The organism is Thiohalocapsa marina, from assembly GCF_008632335.1.
GTDB classification, from domain to species: Bacteria; Pseudomonadota; Gammaproteobacteria; order Chromatiales; family Chromatiaceae; genus Thiohalocapsa; species Thiohalocapsa marina.
This window is the reverse complement of record NZ_VWXX01000022.1, coordinates 1-23,123: the sequence shown is the minus strand read 5'-3', so window position 1 is coordinate 23,123 and position 23,123 is coordinate 1. Positions and strand designations below refer to the sequence as shown.

Genomic DNA, 23,123 nt, shown 5'->3' with positions numbered 1-23,123 from the left:
AGAGAACTATAGCGCATCAGATAGAAACATCAATGCTGTCGAATAGTGTGCCGTGCTGGCGGTAACAGGCTCGGCCTGGACCTATCCCTGCGCAGGCGCCGCCGCGCTGGCCTCCGCGTCAGACCAACGCGCTCCTTCCAAGTGCGCTCGTGGGCCGATGACGTCTAAGAGCGGTGATCCCTAATGGAGCAGCCAGCCCCCAGCCTCCAGCCTCCAGCGCCACCCAATCAAACGCTTGGCCGATTTTTTCACGGATCGAGCGCTCACCCGTTGGGTGAAAGGCCACCGGCCGGAAATCGGCAGTGAAATAAGGCTTTCAGCTCGTGGCTATTGGCTGGCTGCTCTTTCTAGGGTGATGGTCGACGAGTGAAGCAGATCGCTGCGCACGCTCGGTGATCTTCAGCGCCAGTGCAGCGGCAACTCCGCAGGGGTGGCGCACATTGACCCCCTCGACGAACCCCAGTGAGGAACGCGTGTCACGGGCGGCGGTGAGGCGCATCCGGCTCCGGATTCAGGAGCAAGGCAACGGTCCGTGCAGCTGCGCCGCGTGCCGGCCGCTCAGGACGCAGAGACTGCCGTACCGGTAAAGACGTCCCGAAATGGCCCCAAGACCGCCCGCTCCGCGGACCAATCGGCAATCGCGAACACCACATGCCGAAATGCGCCACGGAACGGACCTGATACGGCCGCATGGAAATCCCGTGCCGTCCGCAGTGGATCGTTCTCGAACGCCCCACACCCCCAAGCGCCGAGCACCAGGGTCTCGTAGCCGAACGCCTGCGCGATGGCCAGCACGCGCGCGATGCGCGTCTGCAGCAGATCCCCGGCCAGCGGCTGCCCGACCCCCGGCGCATAGGGGGCGGCACTGGTCACGACGCTCACATGCCAGGGCACCTCGAGCGCGGTGCCGTCATCCGTACGGAACACCGGAACCTCGGGCGAGAGGATGGCCCAGTCGGTCGAGTCCGGCTGCGGGCGCTGCGCGTGATGCGCATACATCGGGTCGCCGCGCAGCGTCGCATACAACGCGCTGGACCGGCACAGGACCTCCTCCTGGGCGCGCGCGCCTTGCAGGAAGCCGCCGCCTGGATAGACCCCATTGGCGAAGTTCAGTGCGAGCACGGCGTCGCCGAGCGCGACCCGGCGCCGCGCCGCCACGAGCGTCGTCTCATTGACGACCTGGACCTCGGTGGTTGGGTGGTTAGCCCATGTCACCGACGGCAACACCGCCGCCGGCGGCAGGCTGCGCTTGGCGCAGACCGCGTCTCTGACTGCTTGATCCCAGTCGACCTGCTCCCCGGCAGGTCCGCGGTAGCCGCCCTGCTCGATGGCCGCGAGCGCGCTGTGTCCGAGCATGCGGGCATGACGAGGGTCCAGTGCAAGGGCAGCGCGGCAGCGCTCGGCATGCGCTGGAGAGTCCTGGCAAGGCAGGATGCTCAACGGACATGCTGCAGGCTGAGGCATCGACATGTTAGACATCCAGTTTGAAAGACGGGCACTCGGGAAGCTGGCAGGCCAGGCCCTGAGGCCGAATCCAGGGTCAGCTCCAAGGATAGCGGCTTGGTCTGGCATATCGGACTGAGGGTGGTGAGCTGGACCACGCTGGAACGGCGGCCGGTGAGGGGACAGGAGCCATGGCTGAACGCCTTGCTGCGAGACAACGTACAAGCATGCACCGCTGCCTGCCGAGCGGCGGAGCAAGCACAGGCGACTCGCCGGCGCTGCTCGGCGCCAGTCGCCGGACAAACGCCAATGCGCTCACTGCTCAACAGCCGCGGTGGTCATCGTGACCGCGCCATGCGAGAGCATCGTTTCGATCGCCTTGATTCCGTCGTCCGGTGCGACATTGACGGCGCGGCAGGCATCGGTCAGGACAATGACCTGATAGCCGGCCCTCAATAGGTCCAGCGTTGTGTTCAGCACGCAATAATCCGTCGCAAGTCCGCCGATATAGATGCGTTTGATGCCAAGTCTGGGCAGGACCGAGCTGAGGGCTTCTCCCGCATCGTCTTCGGCATCAAATGCGGAATAGTGGTTGCGGAACAAAGGAAGCTATCCCTTCCAGGCGCGGAGGATGGTGTCGACCGTGTCGCGGACGCGGGCTCGCGCAGCGTGCCGTTCGTGGCCTTGGAGGAGCAGTTCGTCGTATGGGGTCTCAGCATGGCGGATGTGGGCGATGAGGGCGAGGCGGATAGCGTCTGGATCGAAGTCCTTCGCTTCGCTTGTCCTGCCCACGCGGCCGCTGTACTTGCGGCACGCATGCTCCGCGATCTCGTTTTCGCGCCCCTCGGGGCAGTCTGGGTATAGGTCGCGGATGCGGGCTGCGAAGCGTGCGACGTACTCTTGGTCGAGTTCTTTTCGGAGCACTGCTGCGCGTTCGCGCCGTTGTGCGCGCGTTGCGGCGTCTGCTTCACACTCGGCTTCGGCGATGGTAAGGGCTTTGTCCTCGACGAGGAGGCCCTGGCGTTCGTAGCGCTTGCGCGTGCGGCTCCACTTCAGGACGACTGCGGATAGACGTGAGTGTTTGCGTGCGCGACGGGTGAGAGCCGCGTCGCCGGAAGGCAGGAAGACGAGGTGGTCGAGGTCGGCGCAGGAGAGGCAGACATCGCGGCCGTTTCCTTCAAGAGTGATCCAGGCATGCCGGCCGAGCCCTTCCTTGCACTCGTCGCACTGACTGTCTCGGTTGGTGATGAAGACTTTGAGGTCGTTAGTGGTCATGGGACAGAGATACAGCGCTGGGTACGCCAATAGCACCGCAACGGCGCTGTCGGTGTCTATGCATACACGTGAGTCTGCGCATGTGTCTGGGAGCCATATGTCGCGTAGCAGAGGAGAGGGGTTTGGCGCGTGGGATGTCCACAGGGGGATGGCGTTACTGCGCTGTCTGGTCAACCCACGGAATGCCTGCGGTGCGGTAGCGTTCCCATACGTCATGCCGCGTTCCAGGAATCCCACCCAGCCGCCGGTGTTCCGTCTTGGTCACTACTGCGGCGATATTGAGCTCATCGAGAAGCCTGCGTACCGTCGCCAAATCCGGGCTATCCAAGTCGAATAGGAGTTCGATCATCTGTTTCTTCGGAAACACGTGCTCGTGCTGTAGCTCCTTGCTTTGTCGCCGCTTCTGGGCTGCTAGCGCTTCGTGCGACCAGAATCGGCATCCCTGTATCTTGCCGTCGGCTTCCGAGTGCTTCCACAGCGTCACCCCTGCAAGCTCGCGCAGATGACGGTCGTGGGAAGGGGTATAAGCACCCTCTGTGAGCAGATCCCTGCGCACCTTCAGCAAGTGTGTGCAGAGGTATGCCGCTGAGGCGCGTTCGTTCTCTGGGCTTTTAGACATTGCTCTTACTTCTCTTCCGTTCTACGAAGCGCCTGTTCTCGATATTCACGTATTTTTCTCGCTCCGGCTTCCAGCTTTCGGGCACGCTGCAGCAGTGGGTGATGTTCGATGAACGACACCGTCCTGCGTAACTCGGACATCGCCTCCGGTTCATCCGCGATCGTGTCAGCACTAAGTACTTCCTCCAAGCGCTCTAAGACTGTCAGTCCGGTAACAAGCTTTGACTTCGCTATGCTCTCCAGCCATATGTCGACCGAGTCTATTGTGATTGTCCCGTTCGCGCCGGCCATGCCGTAGTTGCGCACAATGACGGGAAGCAAATTCGGAACGCGGTCGATTGTCGACTTCCAAGACGGATACAGGCAGATCCATATCCCTTGCTCCGTGATCATCTCACCGCCATCACGCTCCCAGTTCTCCTCGAGGCCGATTTCCTTCATATATCTACGCATGTGCTCGCGACCCCGTTCCTTAAGATCTTCCTCTGACAAACCATTTATCAAAATGGTCTTGCCGGTGTCGTCCCAGTTCAGCTGTTGTCTTGCTACGTCACCGACGGTCTCCGCTAACCTGTTCCTGTTCCTGTTCTTGACAGTGTCCCGCTCGGGGTGACACAAGAGAATGTCATCCCAAAGAAGCTTTCTTCCCGGTTGTGAAGAGCACCTTTCGTCTGAAGTATCACTGTGGATGCTCATTTCTCTTGGAAATGGCCAGTTGTCGTCAAAGTTGTCATCAATACCCAAATAGAAGTGAGGCATGTAGCGGAGAAAATCGCGAAGAGAGGTGTTTTCTAAATACGTATCACCTCGGAAATAATCTCTTACGAGGCCGTCCCACCAGTATGGGCTTACAACAGCCTCCAAATCTAAGGAAGGCGTACAAGGGGCGCCACCTGGCCAGCAAGCGAAGGGAGCATCGACCGGCAGCATGGAGCGTCTCTGCGCCAAGGTAGAGAAACGATTAGAGAGGTTGTAACGGCTATCTAAAGCTTCAGTGATGTCATACAGTAACTGGATTAGATTCTCTATCTCGGAACGCATCGAACCGCTTGAAGGGTGAATAGCGGTACCAGAAAAAACAGTGTTTGCAAGAAGGGGGGCATCGATCCTCGTAAGTTCGCCAAGGCCCAAAATCACGGCACGGTATTTAGACACATCGGCACGGAGACGGTGGGCTATAGCGCGCTCGCCTAGGCCCAGCACGAGGTCGTGAAGCTCCTTGGCGGTGATGTTGCGCGTCGTGCAGGCAGCTGTATGAGCGAGCTCGCGTCTTTCGATGCGGTGCCGGGTCAGGAGATAACCAATGTTGCGCGCGACGATCTCACGATCTTCCGTGGAAAGCTTGAGGCGATTTTTGTGGTGAAGAAGTCTTTGCCCATCGCGGCGCTGACGATCGAGATCCGCGTTCTGGTGATCCGAAGGTGAGAACCGGGTAGTGGCATCAATGATGTTGTCGTGAGTTTCGCTCATGCTGCATCTCCTTGAGATCGCGGGGTGGAGGGACGGCGCCTGCGGTGCCGCCGCGGGCTCCAGCCTTTTCTGGTCTGGGCTCTGCGCCATTTCCTCTCAGCGTGGAACACCGTGACGATGGTGCCCCCCTGCACGATCGCGACGGCACCGAGCAGTCGCTCTCCGCGCTGCTGTTCGCCTGAATTGAAGCACAGTTCGCGGACAGCATCCTGCGTCATCAGAAGACCATCCCCAACGAGTGTGCCGTATCGGCATACCAGTTCGACATCATGGCGGGTGAAACCCCTCTGGCGCATCCGCCCCTCAGCATGGACAGACATTTTCAGGCCTTCGATAGATTGATGCATGTCGGTTACCCATATGCTCTTACCCTAGGTCACGACCCATACAGTAGCGAAAAAATGTATATATAAATTCACAATTTAAGTACATCTGCGGAAGATTTTGCGGAAGCTTTAGGGAAGTATACGAGAACTTATGGGGAATATCGTCACGCTCGCACGCACCCGCGATTTTCTGTAAGTAAGCAAAGCCGTGGGCGGTGGACGGGGTACGGTAGGGGGACATGAGCAAGAACATCGAGGAGCGGCTGGAGCGGATCGAGGACTGCTTGAGGAGCTGCTGGGGAAGCAGCGGGAAACCCTGGAGTTGGTGCAAGGGTACGTTGAGGGGCCTACAGCGATTGAGCGCAACGCGGAAGCGGGTCTCGCGCAGGCGACGGAGGAGATCGAGGGAGCTGGTGGGGAATCATCGCGCGAGGGGGATGACGCACCGCACGTGTGGCGCAGGTTCAGCGACGAGGATGAACTCTACAAGGAGTGACGGGCATTCGTGGTCGGGGAGCAGAAGGCGGCGACGTCGCTGTTGCAGCAGCGGTTCCGGGTCGGCTATGGGGTTAGCCGCCCAGCTCATCGATCGCTTCGCGGAGGAGGAGATCATCGGGCCGGGCGAGAGTTCGAGCCCGGCCGTGGGTAGTGAGGAGTTGCCGAGGACACTCCGCAAGACCTTGCCTGATTATGTTGCGAGGGACGCAGCAAGATGAGGTGTGAGAAGGTATGAAGACCGATAGAGGTGCGGGAATATTTGCGAGGCATACCTTATGGAGAGGCGCTGTTCGAGCGGTACCTCGCCGCAAAGGAACTGGTGCGCTTGCACCAGGACGCACGGACAGCCTTCTTAATGAAGCGCTTGCACCCCGGACACGGGGCCGCTGCTCGGGTGATGGATCGCTTGGAGATTTCCACGGTCGTGGCGCCGGCCTGCAGGGGCTCGATGCGGACGGCGGTGAAGAGACGATGTTGTAGGGGCAATTAGGTCTCTGAGAGGATGCGAGCGACGCGGTAGAGCAGCAGTCGCCTGAGTTCATGATCGGTCTTGTCGCTGCACTCGCGAGTGTTCTGCTCTCGCGCTGTCTCTAGAATGTGCTGTTGCGTTACGGGGTCGGAGCGGCGGATGGCTGCGCGAAAATCGAGGAGTTGTTCATCGGTGACGTGCATGGGTGTATCGGATGAGCTAGGGCGCGGCAACCGGGTCGATGAGATCAACACTTTCGTTTCGCGGGCTGTTCACTTTACGGAGTTATTGTCGTTTCTGGTGTACGGCGCAGCCTTGGAGGGATGGCGTATCCTGCTGACTGATCACCACCAAGATCACAGCCAACAGAGGTTGATACGCCATGTCCGAGTCTACGCTGTCAGTTCTTTCACAACCAGAGACCGAAGAGAGCGATCCGCTGCATGCGCTGCTGCGCCGCGGGGCGCGCAAGCTCATCGCCGACGCCGTCGAGGCGGAGCTGGCCCTGTTCTTGGAGGGATCTGCCGGGCACCGCTTAGAGGATGAGCGCCAGGCGGTGGTGCGCAACGGCTACCTGCCGCGGCGCACGGTGCAGACCGGGATCGGCGATGTGGAGATTCAGGTACCGAAGGTGCGCGACCGCAGCGGTGGCGGCGCCTGCTTGCGCTCGAGCCTGCTGCCGCCCTATCTCAAGCGTGCGCGCAGCGTCGAGGAGCTGATCCCGTGGCTCTACCTCAAGGGGGTGTCCACCGGCGACTACCAGGAGGCGCTGGCGGCCCTGCTCGGCGACGGGGCCAAGGGGTTGTCGGCCAACACCATCTCACGGCTCAAGCAGCACTGGATCGAGGAGCACCGCGCCTGGTGCCGACGCGACCTCGGCGAGCGGCGCTGGGTGTACTGGTGGGTCGACGGCGTCTACAGCAACGTGCGCATGGATGATCGCGTCTGCCTGCTGGTGATCGTCGGCGTCACCGAGCACGGCGACAAGGAGCTCATCGCCGTGGAGGATGGTCATCGGGAATCCGAGGCGAGCTGGTACGAGCTGCTCGCGGGGCTTCGCGCGCGCGGCCTGATGCAGGGTCCCAAGCTGGCCGTCGGCGACGGTGCCCTGGGCTTCTGGAAGGCGCTCGCCAAGCTCTACCCCGACACCGCGCACCAGCGCTGCTGGGTGCACAAGACGGCCAACGTCCTGGAGAAGCTGCCCAAGTCGGTGCAGCCGAAGATCAAGGCGGCCATGCATGAGATCTGGATGGCCGAGACCCGCGAGGATGCCCACACGGCCTTCGACCAGACCCTCAAGCGTTTCGAGCCCAAGTACCCCCGCGCCATGGACTGCCTGGCCAAGGACCGCGATGCGCTGCTCGCCTTCTACGACTTCCCGGCCGAGCATTGGGTGCACATCCGCACCACCAACCCGATCGAGTCGACCTTCGCCACGGTTCGACTGCGCAGCGACCGCATGCGCAACTGCGGCTCACGCGAGACCACCCTGACGATGGTCTTCAAGCTGCTCCAAAGCGCCCAGAAGGGGTGGAAGCGCATCAAGGGATTCAGGAAGCTCGAACTGGTCGTCAACAACGTCCAGTTCCGCAACGGAGAGCAAGTCGTCGATCAGGAAGACAGGGTCGCCGCCTGAGCGGCTGTACACCAGATTTGACAATAACTCCACTTTACGCGAGACCTGCCGAACCTCCCAGCCTTTCGGCTCGGTCGCTCGGAGCATAGCCCGCAGGCTCTTGAAGTCATTCGTGGCCGGATCGAGCCAGGCGGCATAGGCCTTGGGTGCGAGGATGACCGGCATCCGGTCATGGAACGTCCCTACCAGGTCGTTCGCGTCGGTTACGATCACGGTGCAGGATTCAAGCGCGGCACCGTCCTTGTCGTGCCAGCTTTCCCAGAGACCGGCTGTGCCGAAGGGCTCGCCTTCGGTGCAGCGGATCAGTTATGGCGTCTGCCGCTGGCACCTGCTTTCCACTCGCCACATGACACTGCGCGGAACACCCACGATGACAGACGAGCCATCCCCCATGAGCCAAGCCATCGGGGCACGAACCGCCCGGGACTTACGCCTGCAGGGCCTAGCCGATGACTCCTGCGGCCGATTGGGCAAGGGGCGCATTGGCGGCGACGAGCAGGGCCTGCGTGGCCCGGGACTGGAGTATAGGGGTCATTCTGGCCGAGGCGTTCGGTGAGATGGCCGCCTAACGCTTGGGACTTGAAACGACGCTGACACGCAGGGAAGCTCAGGAACGTCTGTCGGACGCCGATCGCAACACCGGTCAGCGCGGCCGGGCAGCCACCCTGGCCGTGGCCGCTGTTGAACATTCATCCTCGCTGAGAGCACGAGTCCGCTTATGCCCACGCTTCGCCTGTTAACCAATATCGACATCGCCCCCGAGGCCCGTCCGGCGCTCCTCGCACGCGCCTCCCGGAGGGTCGCCGAACTGCTCGGCAAGCCCGAGTCCTATGTGCTGCTGATCCTGGAGCCTGGTCGGGATCTACTGTTTGGCGGCACCGATGCGCCCGCCGCCTATGTCGAGCTCAAGAGCCTCGGCCTGCCGGAGGCGAAGACGCCGGATTACTCCAACGCACTTTGTGCCTGGCTTGGCGAGGAGCTGGCCATCGCGCCTGAGCGCGTCTACATCGAGTTCGCAGCGCCGCCGAGACATCTTTTCGGCTGGAACGGGACGACCTTCTGAGAATCCGGCTCGGCATGCGCGGCTGCGCTCGACGGCCGAGTCGGCCGTTGAGGCTCGCCGGCTCCTCGATCAAGGCATCGACCAGGGTCTCGAAGCGCATGGGCGCCGGACCGCGTCCCTGCTCGATCCAGAGGGTGGCGAGCAGGGGGCGCAGCACATAGAGGTATTTCTTCAGCCGCACCTGTCCGCGCGTCAGGAACTCGCGGTCATTGCCCCGCGCCATATGCACGTAGTGATGAAAGGATCGCTCTGGCCGATGCAACTCGCGCGCGGCCTCACGCATTGCGGTCAGAAAGTGCGGATCGGCCCGGTAGATGATGGGCGAGTCGAGCCACTCGACCAGGGTTGCATTGCCCTTGCCGAGCAGCGCCAGTGCCTTGCGCAGCTCCCAACCGTTGATGTCCAGATCGCCGTCGATCGGCTGTTCGATTACATCACGCTGGGGGTGAACCCGCAGATACCACGCCAGCGGATGCACGTAGAGAAAGCGCACGTCATAGTCGCTGTCGGGCGAGGCGAAGCCCCAGCCGCGGCTGCCCGATTCGCAGGCATAGAGGATGCGCACTCCATGTGCGTCCTCGATGGCCGCGAGCTGCGCCGCGATCTCGGCGCGGCGCTCCGGGGCGATGGGGTCGGGGTCAGGGTCGCGGGTATCGTGAGTCCGGTCGTTGGCATCGAATAGCGTCATTTCGTCACTTTACTGGCGCGCGTCTGACTTGCGCTCAGCCCTTCACGCAGACCACCTGCTTCAAGGTATGCACCACCTCCACCAGGTCGGTCTGGTTGGCCATGACCGCATCGATGTCCTTGTAGGCGCCGGGGATCTCATCGAGCACGCCCTTGTCCTTGCGGCAGATCACCCCTTGGGTCTGCTCGGCTAAATCCGCCGGCGTGAACTGCTTCTCGGCCGCGGTGCGGCTCATGCGCCGTCCGGCTCCATGGGCGCAGGAGCAGAAGCTCTCGGGATTGCCCTTGCCGCGCACGATATAGCTGCGCGCGCCCATGCTGCCGGGGATGATCCCGAGATCCCCCGCGCGTGCCCGGATCGCGCCCTTGCGGGTGACCCAGACATTCGCCCCGTGGTGATGTTCGCGCTCCACATAGTTGTGGTGGCAGTTGACCGCCTCTTCGGTGACCGCGAAGACCTGCAGATGGCGGGCGAGGGCGGCCAGCACCAGGCGCATCATCTGCGCCCGGTTCTCCCGCGCATAGGCCTGTGCCCAGGCGACCGCGGCCACATAGTCATCGAAGTGCTCGGTGCCTTCCGGCAGATACGCCAGATCCCGGTCGGGCAGCTGGATCATCCAGCGTTCCATATCGCGCCGCGCGAGCTCGATGAAGTAATGGCCGATGGCATTGCCGATGCCGCGGCTGCCCGAGTGCAGCATGACCCAGACCCGACCGGACTCATCCAGGCAGACCTCGATGAAGTGGTTGCCCCCGCCAAGGGTGCCGATCTGATTGACCCAGTTGGAGAAGCGCCCGAAGGCCTTGAGCAGCTGCGGATGTCGCTCGGTCATGGCCGCAAGCGGCGCGGCGAAGGGCTTGGCGGCCTCGCTCAGCGCGCGCTCATCCTTATGCTGCGCCCGCCCCACCGGCACGTCGCGGCTGATCTGGTCGAAGACCTTTTTCAACACCAGCTCATCGAGCTGCTCGGCGCTCAGCGTGGTGCGCGCCGCGGCCATACCGCAGCCGATGTCGACGCCGACGGCGGCCGGGATGATGGCCTTGTCGGTGGCGATGACGCTACCGATGGTGGCGCCGATGCCTGCATGCACGTCGGGCATAGCGGCGACATGCCGATGGATGAAAGGCAGCTTGGACAGATTGACCAACTGCTCGCGCGAGCGCGGGTCGAGCGCATCGGTCCAGACCTTGACCGGCTTCTCGCCGTCGGTGATGACCTGTTTGATGGGCATGAACGCCTCCTGTTTGCTTCGGGCTCGGTTCGGGATGGACCGCGGATTGCGCGGTCCCTCCCAGATGCGCCGGTTGGCGCGAACAGGCATGACCGATCCCGGCCATGCGGAGCATGGGCGGGGATGCGGCGTCGAGCGGGGATGAAGGTCTCCGGTCTTGCGTGCTCCCCGCCAGTACGACTGACGGGAACAGACCGGTCAGTCGATCAGCCGTCGAACCTGGTTGGCGTGGTGAAACGGCGCAGGGACGGACTGGCTGACTGGGGTTTGCGGTCGATGCCGCATGGGCTCTGGAGCACTGCTGCGACCAGACGCGCAGGCACGCACGCGCCGAGAGCAGCGTTCGGTCGTATCCGGGTGTGGTGCAGTGAGTGGTCCAAGGGCGTCATCCAAAGATGAAAAGATGGTCGGCAACAATACCGACGGGACAAGAAGCCTACGCCCGCTGTCTCCGGCTGGCAAGTTTGAGTATTGTGTAATGGCTGACGAGCCGCGTGGTCGCAGAGCATCCATGATGCGACCACATTGTCGTTCGTTTGAAGGGCGGCATCGCCGCGATGGCGCAATCAGTGTTGGCGGGCTAGGCGAGTCGGAGAGTCGCACGGACGGTGAGGGAGATCGATCAGAGTGCAGTGAGCCAAACGCTCTGGAACGCCCAGACGTCCGGCGAGCCGGGGTAGAGGTTGCGCACTCGATCGTACAGCGTATCGACCTTTGCGATGGCCGTCCGCTGCATTGGCTCCAGCGACATCCCGTCGCAGGGGCTCGCCGACAACCATCGAGGTCACAGCATGAACTTGAAACGGAGACCCACAAACACCTCGGCTCTGACGGTGAGCTTATTCGCTGCTGCGATGCTGCTTGCAGCTGATGGTGCAGCCGAATCGCTGCCCACCGATCTCGAAGAACTGCAGGGCTGGTGGCGTTACGATGATCCGCAGTTCGCCTGGGGCTGTCAGGACACGGATGGTCAATATCGGGTCGCGATCGGTCGCTGGATCGACGACGATTCGGCGGGCAAGATCGTGTTCGGGGTTGGTGCGGAACAGAAACTCGGCTTTTATGATGCGGCTTGCGTGCTCTCGAACAAGACGCATCGGGAGGCGGCAACACGCTGCACTTTGATGCCGACGGCGTCGCAGAAGGGGAGTCGTCTTCCGGGTCCGCAACAATCGAGGTGATCTCCAGACACGTCATTCGGGTGGAAGATCCAGTGACCAATCCCTCGGTATTGATACGTTGTCCCGCCGAGGCGCCTTGAGCGGAACCCCTCCCGAGATTGCCTGCAGCGCGCTGGCTGCAGACGTCGCAGAGGCTCAAAGTTGACCTGGGCTGCTCGATCATGTCGACTGAGCAGGGACACGGCCTATTTCCAGGCGCACACCATCGCGTCGGAATTGACCCAGCAGGCACCGTCGCGTCGGAGTGTTCCGAGCGGTGAGTGGGCATGCGTGGCATGCGGCTCTCCGTTCCAGTAGCCTGCGGCTTGTCCGGGCTGCTCGACCAAGACGACGGCGAAGAACGCGGGCGCGTAGATCTGGAAGCTGCCATCGGGCTCAAGTGAGCCACGGCAGGGGCCATCGATGTAGTCACGCCCATCGACCTGGAGCCGGCAACGACTGAACGCCTGTGACGTCGATTCAGCGAGGGGGTGCGTCATGGCCGGGACCTCAACGCAGCCCGGGTGGACACCCGAGATCACGGGATAGTCCGTGCACAGCGTCTCCAGCCGCTTCCGGTAGGCCATGACGAGACAGGGACGATCCTGGCAGCGATTGCGCTGCTTCAGCCAGGCGCGCTGCGTCGTCTTCAGGTCCTGCCGCGCACCGTCGCCGATCCGGGCTGCCAGCAGCGCCCGGTATTGCGTGGCGAGGGCGTCATCGAGCGCGCTGAGTTCAGCGTCCTAACAGATCGTCGTCTCGATCAGCGTGGCTGCCCTTTGGCAATCGAACGAGGCGGACTGGGCCAGCGGCGCGCATCCTAGGAACACAAAGATCGTGATGATGGTCCGCATCATTAACCCCCTGGATTGATCTACCTGCCGCTCCAGTGTCTGGATCGGCTCCCGCGACATCCACGTAAGTGTAGCCCTTCTCTCGCGAAAGCGTGTGTCAGCTGGAGCAATCCTACAGGCGGTGCGTGGGTACCTCTGCTTGCGGAACCGGCCGGGGCGTTTCTAGACGGCCGGCCAGTCGTCAAAGCCTCCAGGCGACTATGAAGCAGGGCTTGATGGCCTGAGTTCCCGTAGATGCTGATGTGAGGGGCGGAAGGAGCACAGACGGCACAGGAACGATCAACGACGGGCATGGAGCGGCGATAGGGATCGGGCCAAGAAGTCGAGTGCGATACGCGGAACACGATATATTCGTTGAACCGACCACACTAGAAACATGGAGGTGGTTCATGTATCGTTGTCGGTGAAGGGCCGCGAGGATCCCGTCCTATGCACCGGCGCGGCCGCCAACAGACACGGGTAAAGACGCGATGAGCAACCCGAAAATGCCCCTCAACAAACGCATCGGCGCGCGGCTGCGTGCGGCACGGTTTGCCCGCGGCCTCAGCCCAGAGGAACTGGCCGATCTGACCCTCGGAGCGCTGCACAAGTCCCGCATCCACAACTACGAGCACGGCCTTTGCCGACTCAGCGTGGAAGACGCCGAGGTACTCGCCAACACGCTCGGCAACGTGACCGCTGCGCATCTGCTCTGCCTCGACAGCGCGGATACGGGACTCAGCGATGAGGAGACAAGGCTGCTCCAGGCCTACCGCCGCAGCGACCAACGCAGCAGGGAGACCATCACGGCCGTCGGGCACCTGCTCAGCCTGAACGATGCCGGCGGCACGCTCGCCCATGGCAGGGTCCACTAGCCAGGCGATCCCATACCCGGGCAGTCCGCCCGCCCGGCCGGTCAACCGCCGAGCCCCACCACCCTATGTTGTCCAGCGGCGCCGATACCCGCGCGTCAACTACCGAGACCCGGTCTGCGCCAGCGCGATCGGACAGCCGCACCATTGCTGGCCGCTGCTGGCCGAGGACCTGAGCCTGGGCGGCCTGCGACTGCTCTCGCCCGAGGCCTTCGCCGTCGGCACCCGCCTGCTGCTGTGCCTTGAGCCCGAGATAACGATGGAGCCGATCCGCGCCGTCGCCGAGGTGCGGTGGACCGCCCGCGTGGATTACCAGGAACGCTACCGGCTGGGCCTGGAGCTGGTCGAGATGGGTGAGTTTGAACGAGCCCGGCTGCATAGTCTCGTGCAGGCGCAGGCGGACTGAGGTGCTCACACTTCAGAGGCATTCCAGTTGCTGAAGGCCAGCAGCCAGGAGCCAAGCCCTGGGTTGGTTGCACCCTCCGCCTTGAGCAGCTCGCCGATCTCGATCAGCAGCGTACGGAACTCCCGCACCTCGCTCTGCCAGAGCCCCTCTGGCAGGCCCGGATTGTCGATCATGGTATCAGCGGCGAGAGAACCGGCGCCAGCCCACCAGGCATTACTGTCGAGTTGGCGCATGGCGAGCGCGGGCGACACCTGGAGCAGGTCCGCCAGCTCGCGGACCTCAGCGGCACGCGGGTGGCTGATGCGCTCAAGCAGCTCGCTGAGGCGGAGTAGGGCGGTTTGGAGCATGGGGTCCTGGACAGGAATGGTACGCATGAGCGTCGACATAGGTGCTGGACGCGGCGTTTGCGATGATCGCGCTACTCCTTATGTGTCCGCTGAACTGAACATGAGGCCGGTGGATGCGCGTTCCCGACGTGCCCGCGATGCTGCGGCCGGTCGATGCTTTGGCTAATTTTCCAACGGATTTGGTACCAGCGCGATGGTCTGGCCCGTTGCGCTTACCGTGTGCTATTACCTGTAGTATTATCCCTGTAGTAGGCAGGTCCGCGTTTGCGCCCGGCGCGAATGTGGTGTCCGAGTCGCAGCATGCGAGGACGAGCGTGGTGAAGCTGGAAGAGATCACGAGCGGGCAAAGCCTGTCTGGCATCGAGCCGAGCCAGATCGTTGCCGTGGTCGCGACCGTGCCGCATGGGGCCGATGCGGTCCAGCTCATCTACAAGACCCCCGACGGCGTGATCGGGGAGCGACTGCTCGCCCGTGACGACGAGGCGTCGGTTGAGATCGCCACCGCCGAGCGCCCGTTTGCCTTCGATGGCGACGGCGCAGCCTTCCAGCTCGCCTGCGAGGCCAAGCGCATCGACCTCGCCTTCCTGTTCGATCCGATGATGGCCGTGCATAGCTCGAACGTCGAGCCACTGCCGCATCAGATCACCGCCGTCTATGAATCCATGCTACCGCGCCAACCGCTGCGCTACGTGCTGGCCGATGATCCCGGCGCGGGTAAGACGATCATGGCCGGGCTCTACATCCGCGAGCTCATCATGCGCGCGGATGCCCACCGCATCCTCATCGTCGCCCCCGGGAGCTTGGTGGAGCAGTGGCGCGATGAGCTCTACGAGAAGTTCGGGCTGGAGTTTCACATCTACTCCGCGCTGCTGGAGCAGACCTCACCAAGCGGCAATCCGTTTGAGGACTTCCCGCGCCTGATCGCGCGCCTTGATCAGCTCTCGCGCAACGAGGAGTTGCAGGAGAAGCTCTGCGCACCGGGCTGGGATCTGGCCGTCTTTGATGAGGCGCACAAGCTCGCCGCCCATTACTTCGGCGCGAAGCTGGAGAAGACCGGCCGGTTTCGCTTTGCCGAGAAGCTCGGCGCGCATGTCCGCCACCTGCTGCTGATGACCGCCACGCCCCACAACGGCAAGGAAGAGGACTTCCAGCTGTTCCTGTCGCTGCTCGATTCGGACCGCTTCTACGGCAAGTTCCGCGATGGGGTGCACAAGGTCGACCCCTCGGACCTGATGCGGCGCATGGTCAAGGAAGAGCTGGTGAAGTTCGACGGCACGCCGCTATTCCCGGAACGCCGAGCCTATACCGTCAACTACGAGCTCTCGCCCAGCGAGGCGGTGCTCTATGAGGCCGTCACCGAGTATGTCAAGACCGAGATGGGCAAGGTGGACGAGCTCAAGGGCCGGCGCAAGGGCTCCGTGGGCTTTGCCCTGACCGCGCTGCAGCGCCGCCTGGCCTCCAGCCCGGAGGCGATCTTCCAGTCGCTCAAACGTCGCCGCGAACGCCTGGAGAGCCGCTTGCGCGAAGAAAAGCTCGGCATCAAGGGGCAGCAGGCCCTCGCCGAGACCCTCATCCCCGAGGACGACGACGATCTCACGGCGGAGGAGCAGGAGACGCTCGAGGAGACCCTGATCGACGAGGCGACCGCCGCGCAGACCGTGGCGGAGCTGGAGGCCGAGATCCTCATCCTGCGCGACCTGGAGCACCAGGCGAAGACCCTCGTGGCCTCGGGCCAGGACCGCAAGTGGGAGGAGCTGTCGAAGATCCTGCAGAACGACCCGGCGATGCGCGATGCCTCCGGGCGGCAACGCAAGCTGATCCTCTTCTCCGAGCACCGCGACACGCTCAATTACCTGCACGGCAAGATCGCCGGCGTGCTCGGCAATCCGAGCGCCATCGTCACCATTCACGGCGGGACGCACCGCGACGAGCGCCGCCGCCTGCAGGCGCTGTTTCGCTCCGACCCCGACGTGCGCGTGCTGGTGGCGACCGATGCCGCCGGCGAAGGCGTGAACCTGCAAAACGCCAACCTGATGGTCAACTACGACCTGCCCTGGAACCCCAACCGTCTGGAGCAGCGCTTCGGGCGCATCCACCGCATCGGCCAGCGCGAGGTGTGCCATCTCTGGAACCTGGTGGCGAAAGAGACCCGCGAGGGCGATGTCTACCACCGCCTGCTGATGAAGCTCGAAGTCGAGAGCGCCGCGCTCAAGGGCCGCGTCTTCGACATCCTCGGCGAGGTCTTCGAGGAGACCAGCCTCAAGGACCTGTTGCTCGAGGCCATCCGTTACGGGGACCGCCCGGACATCCGCGCGCGGCTGAGCCAGAGGATCGACCAGGCCCTCGATCATGCGCATCTCACGGCACTGCTGAACCGCAACGCGCTGGCCCAGGAGACGATGAGCCCGGAGCAGCTGTTTGCCGTCAAGGAGGAGATGGACAAGGCCGAGGCGCGCCGTCTGCAACCGTTCTTCGTGCGCGCCTTCTTCGGCAAGGCCCTCGATGCCCTCGGCGGCACGGCGCATCCGCGCGAGGCCGGTCGCTTTGAGATCACCCATGTTCCCGCCGCGATCCGCGAGCGCGATCGGCGCCTCACCGGACGCAACCGCCGCGAGCACGAGCCCGTGCTCAGGCGCTATAGCCGCGTTTGTTTCGAGCGCACAGCCATCCAGCCGCTCGACAAGCCCGGTCTGGAGCGGGCGGTCCTCATGCACCCGGGTCATCCGCTGATGCTCGCGATGACCGACATGCTCCTGGAGCAGCACGCCAATCTGCTGCGCCAGGGGGCGGTGCTGATCGACCCCGCGGACGAGGGCGAGGAGCCCGCACTGCTATTCCTCTTGACCCATGAGATCAAGTCCGGCGACGGCACGGTGCTGTCCAAACGCCTGCAGTTCGTGCGCGTGGGACCGGACGGGGCGGCCAGCTTTGCCGGCTGGGCGCCGCATCTGGACCTGGAGCCGCTGGATGAAGCCGAGCGGCCGCTGCTGGAGGAGACCCTGGCCGCGCCCTGGATTGCCAGCGGGCAGGAGAGCCGGGCGCTCGCCCTCGCGGCGCAAACCCTGGTCCCCGAGCACTACCGCGAGGTGGCGCATCGGCGCATCGCGCATGTGGAGAAGACCTTGGCCGCCGTCAACGAGCGCCTGACCAAGGAGATCGACTTCTGGCAGGACCGCTGGCTGAAGCTCAAGGAGGACGGCGCAGCGGGCAAGGATGTCCGGCTCAATCTGCAGAACGTCGAGCGCACCATCGCCGATCTCGGGAGCCGGCTGGAGGGTCGCAAGCGATCGCTGCAGTCCATGCGCCATGTCGTCAACGGCACGCCCGTCGTGCTCGGCGCGGCACTGATCGTCCCGGCGGGCCTGCTGCGCCACCTGCGCGGTGAGCCTGCAGAAGACCCCGTGGCCGCGACCTTCGCCGCCGATGCCCAGGCCCGCGCGCGCATCGAGCAAATTGCCATGGACGCCGTGCGCCAGGCCGAGGAGGCCCGCGGCTGCCGCGTGGTCGATGTCTCCGCCGACAAATGCGGCTGGGACCTCACCGCCTATCCGCCCGCGATCGACGGCCAGCAGCCCGATCCGCGGCATATCGAGGTGAAGGGCCGGATCAAGGGCGCGAGTACCGTCACCGTCACCCGCAACGAGATGCTCTACGCCTTCAACCAGGGCGAGAAGTTCGTCCTGGCCATCGTGCTCGTGGAGGAGGACGACAGCTTCGACGGCCCGTACTACATCCGCAATGCCTTTCACAGCGAGCCCGGCTGGGGTGTCGCGTCGATCAACTACCACCTGGGCGACCTGCTCGCCCGCGCCGAGGCCGCCTGAGCATGACCCACCCCGTCAAAGCACCGAAGAAGCTCATCGAAGTCGCGTTGCCGCTGGATGCGATCAACGCGGCGGCGGCGCGTGAGAAATCCATCCGGCATGGGCATCCGAGCACCCTGCATCTGTGGTGGGCGCGCCGGCCCTTGGCAGCGGCGCGCGCGGTGATCTTCTCGCAGATGGTCAACGACCCCTCGTGGAAGTGGGAGCTGGAGCATCCGGGCGAGATCCCGCCGGGCAACCTCAAGGGGAGCTGGGCCGCCAGCCGCAAGCGGCTGTTCACCCTGATCGAGGAGCTGGTGAAGTGGGAGAACACCACTAACGAGGCCTTGTTGGACAAGGCACGGGCCGAGATCCGCAAGTCCTGGCGCGAGACCTGCGAGCTCAACAAGGACCATCCGCAGGCCGCCGAATTGTTCGATCCGGACAAGCTGCCGGCCTTCCATGACCCCTTTGCCGGTGGCGGCGCCCTGCCGCTGGAGGCGCAGCGATTGGGGCTCGAGGCCTATGCCAGTGACCTGAACCCGGTCGCGGTGCTCATCAACAAGGCCATGATCGAGATCCCGCCAAAGTTCGCGGGCAGGCCGCCGGTCAACCCCGAGGCGCGGAGCAAGAAACAGCTTCTCGAGCAAGATTGGAAAGGCGCGCGGGGGCTCGCCGAGGACGTGCGCTATTACGGCCAGTGGATGCGGGATGAGGCCAAGAAGCGCATCGGGCATCTGTATCCGCCCATCGAGGTGACGGCGGCGATGGCCGAGGGGCGGGCGGATCTCCAGCCCTATGTCGGGCAGAAGCTCACGGTGATTGCTTGGCTTTGGGCGCGGACGGTGAAGAGCCCGAATCCGGCGTTCCGGCATGTGGATGTGCCGCTTGCGTCGACATTTATCCTGTCGAGCAAGGCGGGCAAGGAAGCCTATGTAGAGCCGGTGATTGAGGGGGATGGGTACCGATTCACGGTCAAGATGGGCAAGCCACCTGCGGAGGCGAAGGCGGGGACGAAGCTCACGCGAGGATCTTTTAGATGCCTGATGTCGAACACACCGTTCCAATATGCTTACATCGACGATGAAGCTAACGCTGGGCGTATGGGTGCAAAACTGATGGCCGTCGTCCTCGAAGGGCAGAGAGGACGTGTCTACATCAGTCCAACTGGTGATATGGAAGCTACTGCATGCTCGGCTGAGCCGACATTCAAGCCTGACACACCTTCACGTGGCACTTGGGCTAGCAACGCTCAAGGCAGGATTTACGGATTCAAGACATTCGGTGACTACTTCACCCCCCGCCAGCTCGTGGCGCTGACGACCTTCAGCGATCTGGTCACGGCGGCAGGCGGGAAAATCCGCGAGGATGCGCTTGCCGCCGGGATGGCGGATGACGAGACGGGGATCGATGCGGACGGCAAGGGGGCGCGGGCGTATGCGGAGGCGGTGGGGGTTTATTTGGCTTTTGCTCTCGATAAGGTCGCTGATAGGGGGTCTACCCTCGGTCGCTGGGATCCTACACCAACGCAAAGTGGAATCATCAATACCTTTAGTCGTCAGGCGCTGCCGATGACATGGGATTTCGCAGAATCAAATCCGCTTGGAGACGCCTCTGGCAATTACAAAAGTGGGATTGAGTTAGTCGCTAAAGCAATTTTGGCAAGCCTAGCAAATTCTGCTGGGTACGCATATCAATACGATGCCTCTGGCCAGACCGTGAGCGCTGGGAAAGTTGTATCCACTGACCCGCCTTACTACGACAACATTGGCTACGCAGACCTATCCGATTTCTTCTATGTCTGGCTACGGCGTGCGCTCAAGCCTTTCTTCCCTGGTCTGTTCGCAACCCTTGCCGTGCCGAAGGCGGAGGAATTGGTGGCGACGCCTTACCGGCATGGGAGCAAGGATAAAGCGGAGGCGTTCTTCCTGGACGGGATGACACTGGCAATGCAACGCCTTGCGATACAGGCGCATCCATCGACGCCTGTCACCATCTACTACGCCTTCAAGCAATCCGAGACTCAGAACGCCGAGGGGACATCCAGCACTGGCTGGGAGACCTTTCTGGATGCCGTGATCCGCTCGGGGTTTGCCCTCACTGGAACCTGGCCGATGCGCACCGAGCTCGGCAATCGGATGATCGGGGCCGGGGCTAATGCCCTCGCCTCCAGCATCGTCCTTGTCTGCCGCCCCCGTCCCGCCACGGCCAAGACCATCTCCCGCCGCGCCTTCCTGCGCGAGCTGAACCAGGTCCTCCCCGAGGCCCTCGACGAGATGACCCGCGGCGCTGGCGACGAGCGCTCGCCGGTGGCACCCGTGGACCTCTCGCAGGCCATCATCGGTCCCGGCATGGCGGTCTTCTCGAAATACGCCGCCGTGCTCGAAGCCGACGGCACGCCCATGAGCGTGCGCACGGCGCTGCAGCTCATCAACCGCTTCCTGGCCGAGGACGACTTCGACCACGACAGCCAGTTCTGTCTGCACTGGTTTCAGCAATACGGCTGGAAAGAGGGCAAGTTCGGCGAGGCCGATACGCTCGCCCGCGCCAAGGGCACGAGCGTGGAGGGGGTGAAGCAGTCCGGCGTGCTCTCGGCCGCGGGCGGCATCGTGCGCCTGCTCAAGTGGCCCGAGTACGCGGCCGACTGGAGCCCGGAGAAAGACCTGCGCCTGCCGGTCTGGGAGTTGCTGCATCAGGTCATCCGCCTCTTCAAGGCCGACGGGGAGCGCGCCGCGGGGCTGATCATCGCCGCCGTGCCCGGCAAGGCCGAGGCGACCCGACAGCTCGCCTACCGGCTTTATACCCTCTGCGAGCGCGCCGGCTGGGCCGAGGATGCCCGCGCCTACAACGAGATCATCACGAGCTGGAGCGCCATCGAGGCGGCCGCCGCCAAGGCGCCCGCGCCGGTCCAGGGATCGCTGTTCGGCTGAGCGCAGGCAGGCGATGGAGTACGTGCTCACCGATCATGCGCGCAAACGCTGCGCGCGCCGGGGGATTGCGCTGGAGCGGCTCGACCGGGTGCTGACGTATCCGACCCGCACCGAACCCGACGCGGATGACCCGAGTCTCGTGCATGCCCGCTTGCCGGTCCCGGAGCGGGCGTTTCGGGAACGGCGGGTGATCTACAACGAACGGCGCGATCCCGTGGCGAACGTGACGGCCTATTTCGACGATGGGGTGAACGACCTATGAAACTCGAGTGCGATCCGGCAGCCGACGCGGCCTATTTCGAGATCTCGCCCGCGGAGGTCGCCAGCACGCGGGAGATCGAGCCCGGCATCCTGGGTGACTATGACGCGGCCGGGCACCTGGTTGGCGTCGAGGTGCTCTCGGTGAGCAAACGCACCAAGCTGCCCTCGCTGGAGGAGGCGGCGTGACTGTGCGGATGCTGTATCACTCGTCTCAGACACGCCAAACGATCGGCAGCGAGGAACGGCCATGAACCCCTGGAGAGAGATCGCAGTCCCGCATCAGGACGTGCTGGAAGGCTCATTCCAGCAGGCGGAGTTCGCCGCCGACATCACCGCCGTGCATACCGGACGGGCGCCGCGCGAGTATCAGGACCCGGTGGCCTTCTTTGAGCGGACCTTCATCACCGAAGGCATGGGCATCCTGCTGACGCAAGTTGCCCAGCGGCTGGCGGGTCAGGGCGGCGAGCCCGTCATTCAACTGCAAACGCCTTTCGGCGGCGGCAAGACCCACACCGAGCTCGCGGTCTACCACCTGGGCTCGCGCACCTGCCCGCTGTCGGATCTGGCCGGGATACCGAGCCTCATCGACCGGGCCGGACTGACCGACGTGCCCAAGGCGCGCATCGCCGTCCTGGACGGCACGGCGCATTCCCCCGGACAGCCCTGGAAGCGCGCCAAGCGGACCATCCATACCCTCTGGGGCGAGATGGCCTGGCAGCTCGGCGGCGAGGAGGCCTTCGCGTTGGTCGCCGAGGCGGACGCCAACGGGACCTCACCGGGCAAGGACGCGCTGCGCGATCTGCTGGAGCTGCATGCCCCCTGCGTGATCCTCATCGACGAGCTGGTGGCCTATATCCGGCAGTTCCCGGAAGGCAAGACGCTCAGCGGTGGCAGCTTCGACAGCAATCTCAGCTTCGTGCAGGCGCTGACCGAGGCGGTGAAGTTGGTGCCGACCGCCATGCTGTTGGCCTCGCTGCCGGAGTCCGAGGTCGAGGCGGGCAGTCAGCGCGGCGTGGCGGCCCTGCGTGCGCTGGAGAAGACCTTCGGGCGCGTGCAGGCCCTCTGGAAGCCAGTCGCCACCGAAGAGGCCTTCGAGATCGTGCGCCGCCGACTCTTCGAGCCGGTGCGCGACCCCAAGGCCAAGGAGGCCGTTTGCCGTGCCTTCGCCGATGCCTATATCGCCGAAGGCGCCAAGCTGCCCTCGGAGACGCAGGAGCGCCGCTACTACGAGCGGCTCATGCAGGCCTATCCCATCCACCCGGAGGTCTTCGACCGGCTGTATGAGGACTGGACCACCATCGACGGCTTCCAGCGCACGCGCGGCGTGCTGAAGCTCATGGCGAAGGTGATCTATCGCCTGTGGAAGGAGGACAACAAGGACTTGATGATCCTGCCAGGCAGCCTGCCGCTGCACGACGGCAGCAGCCGCAACGAGCTGACCTACTATCTTCCGGCAGGCTGGGATGCGGTCATCGAGAAGGACATCGACGGCGACCGCTCCGAGACCGTGGAGCTCGAAAACAAAGAGCCGCGCTTCGGCCAGGTGGGCGCGGCGCGGCGGGTCGGACGCACCCTGTTTCTCGGCAGCGCCCCCTCGTCGGTCGCCACCAAGGCCACCACGCGGGGGATCGACGCAGCACGCATCCTGCTCGGCTGTCTGCAGCCCGGGCAGACGTCGTCCGTCTATACCGATGCGCTGAGTCGGCTCGCGGACCGACTGCACTATCTCAACAGCTCCGGAGACAAGACCCAGGATACGACCCGCTTCTGGTTCGATACCCGTGCGAATCTGCG

Annotated in this window: 19 protein-coding genes and 3 pseudogenes; 10 read left to right on the top strand and 12 right to left on the bottom strand. The window is 63.8% G+C overall.

Features of this window, described 5'->3' with window-relative positions; all coding sequences use genetic code 11:
- Positions 1–558: 558 nt before the first annotated feature.
- From F2Q65_RS12960 to F2Q65_RS12930, 6 genes are all read right to left on the bottom strand, one after another.
- Positions 559–1,440, bottom strand: a complete 882-nt coding sequence (locus tag F2Q65_RS12960) for a TIGR02452 family protein (protein WP_246156200.1) — start codon at positions 1,438–1,440, stop codon at positions 559–561.
- A 318-nt stretch (positions 1,441–1,758) separates the two neighbouring features.
- Entirely contained in the window at positions 1,759–2,046 is a 288-nt protein-coding gene (locus tag F2Q65_RS12955) for an isochorismatase family protein (RefSeq protein WP_150093840.1), read from the bottom strand.
- A 6-nt stretch (positions 2,047–2,052) separates the two neighbouring features.
- The gene (locus F2Q65_RS12950) at positions 2,053–2,718 is read right to left on the bottom strand and encodes a DUF2293 domain-containing protein (protein ID WP_150093839.1); all 666 of its coding nucleotides are present in this window, start codon (positions 2,716–2,718) and stop codon (positions 2,053–2,055) included.
- 154 nt (positions 2,719–2,872) lie between these two features.
- Positions 2,873–3,337 (bottom strand): hypothetical protein, encoded by a 465-nt coding sequence (locus F2Q65_RS12945; RefSeq protein WP_150093838.1) that lies wholly within the window; start codon positions 3,335–3,337, stop codon positions 2,873–2,875.
- Positions 3,338–3,342: 5 nt separating this feature from the next.
- A complete protein-coding gene (locus F2Q65_RS12940) occupies positions 3,343–4,806 on the bottom strand; it encodes a hypothetical protein (RefSeq protein WP_150093837.1) in 1,464 nt (487 codons plus the stop codon).
- A 1,310-nt stretch (positions 4,807–6,116) separates the two neighbouring features.
- Positions 6,117–6,302 (bottom strand): hypothetical protein, encoded by a 186-nt coding sequence (locus F2Q65_RS12930; protein ID WP_150093836.1) that lies wholly within the window; start codon positions 6,300–6,302, stop codon positions 6,117–6,119.
- Positions 6,303–6,481: 179 nt separating this feature from the next.
- Here F2Q65_RS12930 and F2Q65_RS12925 point away from each other — a divergent pair, with 179 nt between their 5' ends.
- A complete protein-coding gene (locus F2Q65_RS12925) occupies positions 6,482–7,735 on the top strand; it encodes an IS256 family transposase (RefSeq protein WP_150093835.1) in 1,254 nt (417 codons plus the stop codon).
- Positions 7,736–7,774: 39 nt separating this feature from the next.
- Here F2Q65_RS12925 and F2Q65_RS12920 read toward each other — a convergent pair.
- Positions 7,775–8,038 (bottom strand): annotated as a pseudogene (locus F2Q65_RS12920) (SOS response-associated peptidase family protein); the annotation flags it as partial.
- 415 nt (positions 8,039–8,453) lie between these two features.
- Between F2Q65_RS12920 and F2Q65_RS12915 the strand changes: the two are divergent.
- A pseudogene (locus F2Q65_RS12915) lies at positions 8,454–8,735 on the top strand (phenylpyruvate tautomerase MIF-related protein); the annotation flags it as partial.
- Here the strand turns inward: F2Q65_RS12915 and F2Q65_RS12910 are convergent.
- Entirely contained in the window at positions 8,641–9,486 is an 846-nt protein-coding gene (locus F2Q65_RS12910) for a nucleotidyltransferase domain-containing protein (protein WP_246156199.1), read from the bottom strand. The pseudogene F2Q65_RS12915 and the gene F2Q65_RS12910 sit on opposite strands and share 95 nt — an antisense overlap.
- Before the next feature lie 34 nt (positions 9,487–9,520).
- The gene (locus tag F2Q65_RS12905; RefSeq protein ID WP_150093833.1) at positions 9,521–10,717 is read right to left on the bottom strand and encodes an RtcB family protein; all 1,197 of its coding nucleotides are present in this window, start codon (positions 10,715–10,717) and stop codon (positions 9,521–9,523) included.
- A gap of 791 nt (positions 10,718–11,508) precedes the next feature.
- On the opposite strand from F2Q65_RS12905, the gene F2Q65_RS12900 reads away from it, so the two are divergent.
- Positions 11,509–11,898 (top strand): hypothetical protein, encoded by a 390-nt coding sequence (locus F2Q65_RS12900; protein WP_150093832.1) that lies wholly within the window; start codon positions 11,509–11,511, stop codon positions 11,896–11,898.
- A gap of 185 nt (positions 11,899–12,083) precedes the next feature.
- Here the strand turns inward: F2Q65_RS12900 and F2Q65_RS12895 are convergent, their stop codons facing one another.
- Both F2Q65_RS12895 and F2Q65_RS20440 read right to left on the bottom strand, forming a co-directional pair.
- Complete coding sequence (locus tag F2Q65_RS12895) at positions 12,084–12,464, bottom strand: hypothetical protein (protein ID WP_246156198.1); 381 nt, start codon at positions 12,462–12,464, stop codon at positions 12,084–12,086.
- 33 nt (positions 12,465–12,497) lie between these two features.
- A pseudogene (locus F2Q65_RS20440) lies at positions 12,498–12,605 on the bottom strand (lysozyme inhibitor LprI family protein); the annotation flags it as partial.
- A 611-nt stretch (positions 12,606–13,216) separates the two neighbouring features.
- On the opposite strand from F2Q65_RS20440, the gene F2Q65_RS12890 reads away from it, so the two are divergent.
- Both F2Q65_RS12890 and F2Q65_RS12885 read left to right on the top strand, forming a co-directional pair.
- The gene (locus F2Q65_RS12890) at positions 13,217–13,585 is read left to right on the top strand and encodes a helix-turn-helix domain-containing protein (RefSeq protein WP_150093831.1); all 369 of its coding nucleotides are present in this window, start codon (positions 13,217–13,219) and stop codon (positions 13,583–13,585) included.
- Positions 13,569–13,988: a PilZ domain-containing protein gene (locus tag F2Q65_RS12885; RefSeq protein ID WP_170265692.1), complete on the top strand. Its 420-nt coding sequence runs from the start codon at positions 13,569–13,571 to the stop codon at positions 13,986–13,988. Before F2Q65_RS12890 ends, F2Q65_RS12885 begins: the two co-directional genes overlap by 17 nt.
- Before the next feature lie 5 nt (positions 13,989–13,993).
- Here F2Q65_RS12885 and F2Q65_RS12880 read toward each other — a convergent pair whose 3' ends face one another.
- Positions 13,994–14,335, bottom strand: coding sequence for a hypothetical protein (locus F2Q65_RS12880; RefSeq protein WP_150093829.1), 342 nt, complete (start codon positions 14,333–14,335; stop codon positions 13,994–13,996).
- Between the two features lie 317 nt (positions 14,336–14,652).
- On the opposite strand from F2Q65_RS12880, the gene F2Q65_RS12875 reads away from it, so the two are divergent.
- The 5 genes from F2Q65_RS12875 to F2Q65_RS12855 form a co-directional block, all read left to right on the top strand.
- Positions 14,653–18,159 (top strand): helicase-related protein, encoded by a 3,507-nt coding sequence (locus tag F2Q65_RS12875; RefSeq protein ID WP_150093828.1) that lies wholly within the window; start codon positions 14,653–14,655, stop codon positions 18,157–18,159.
- Positions 18,160–18,161: 2 nt separating this feature from the next.
- A complete protein-coding gene (locus tag F2Q65_RS12870; RefSeq protein ID WP_150093827.1) occupies positions 18,162–21,068 on the top strand; it encodes a DUF1156 domain-containing protein in 2,907 nt (968 codons plus the stop codon).
- Between the two features lie 13 nt (positions 21,069–21,081).
- The gene (locus tag F2Q65_RS12865) at positions 21,082–21,330 is read left to right on the top strand and encodes a DUF4258 domain-containing protein (protein ID WP_150093826.1); all 249 of its coding nucleotides are present in this window, start codon (positions 21,082–21,084) and stop codon (positions 21,328–21,330) included.
- The gene (locus tag F2Q65_RS12860; RefSeq protein ID WP_150093825.1) at positions 21,327–21,515 is read left to right on the top strand and encodes a DUF2283 domain-containing protein; all 189 of its coding nucleotides are present in this window, start codon (positions 21,327–21,329) and stop codon (positions 21,513–21,515) included. The genes F2Q65_RS12865 and F2Q65_RS12860 overlap by 4 nt, the downstream gene beginning before the upstream one ends.
- 61 nt (positions 21,516–21,576) lie before the next feature.
- The coding region (locus tag F2Q65_RS12855) for an ATP-binding protein (RefSeq protein ID WP_150093824.1) at positions 21,577–23,123 on the top strand (1,547 nt) is incomplete at its 3' end.

What these genes read in the sequence shown, in the direction of transcription:
- F2Q65_RS12950 (WP_150093839.1), bottom strand. Translation starts at nt 2,718, where the DNA reads ATGACCACTAACGACCTCAAAGTCTTCATCACCAACCGAGACAGTCAG.
- F2Q65_RS12945 (WP_150093838.1), bottom strand. Translation starts at nt 3,337, where the DNA reads ATGTCTAAAAGCCCAGAGAACGAACGCGCCTCAGCGGCATACCTCTGC.
- F2Q65_RS12940 (WP_150093837.1), bottom strand. Translation starts at nt 4,806, where the DNA reads ATGAGCGAAACTCACGACAACATCATTGATGCCACTACCCGGTTCTCA.
- F2Q65_RS12930 (WP_150093836.1), bottom strand. Translation starts at nt 6,302, where the DNA reads ATGCACGTCACCGATGAACAACTCCTCGATTTTCGCGCAGCCATCCGC.
- F2Q65_RS12925 (WP_150093835.1), top strand. Translation starts at nt 6,482, where the DNA reads ATGTCCGAGTCTACGCTGTCAGTTCTTTCACAACCAGAGACCGAAGAG.
- F2Q65_RS12910 (WP_246156199.1), bottom strand. Translation starts at nt 9,486, where the DNA reads ATGACGCTATTCGATGCCAACGACCGGACTCACGATACCCGCGACCCT.
- F2Q65_RS12905 (WP_150093833.1), bottom strand. Translation starts at nt 10,717, where the DNA reads ATGCCCATCAAACAGGTCATCACCGACGGCGAGAAGCCGGTCAAGGTC.
- F2Q65_RS12900 (WP_150093832.1), top strand. Translation starts at nt 11,509, where the DNA reads ATGAACTTGAAACGGAGACCCACAAACACCTCGGCTCTGACGGTGAGC.
- F2Q65_RS12895 (WP_246156198.1), bottom strand. Translation starts at nt 12,464, where the DNA reads ATGGCCTACCGGAAGCGGCTGGAGACGCTGTGCACGGACTATCCCGTG.
- F2Q65_RS12890 (WP_150093831.1), top strand. Translation starts at nt 13,217, where the DNA reads ATGCCCCTCAACAAACGCATCGGCGCGCGGCTGCGTGCGGCACGGTTT.
- F2Q65_RS12885 (WP_170265692.1), top strand. Translation starts at nt 13,569, where the DNA reads ATGGCAGGGTCCACTAGCCAGGCGATCCCATACCCGGGCAGTCCGCCC.
- F2Q65_RS12880 (WP_150093829.1), bottom strand. Translation starts at nt 14,335, where the DNA reads ATGCTCCAAACCGCCCTACTCCGCCTCAGCGAGCTGCTTGAGCGCATC.
- F2Q65_RS12870 (WP_150093827.1), top strand. Translation starts at nt 18,162, where the DNA reads ATGACCCACCCCGTCAAAGCACCGAAGAAGCTCATCGAAGTCGCGTTG.
- F2Q65_RS12865 (WP_150093826.1), top strand. Translation starts at nt 21,082, where the DNA reads ATGGAGTACGTGCTCACCGATCATGCGCGCAAACGCTGCGCGCGCCGG.
- F2Q65_RS12860 (WP_150093825.1), top strand. Translation starts at nt 21,327, where the DNA reads ATGAAACTCGAGTGCGATCCGGCAGCCGACGCGGCCTATTTCGAGATC.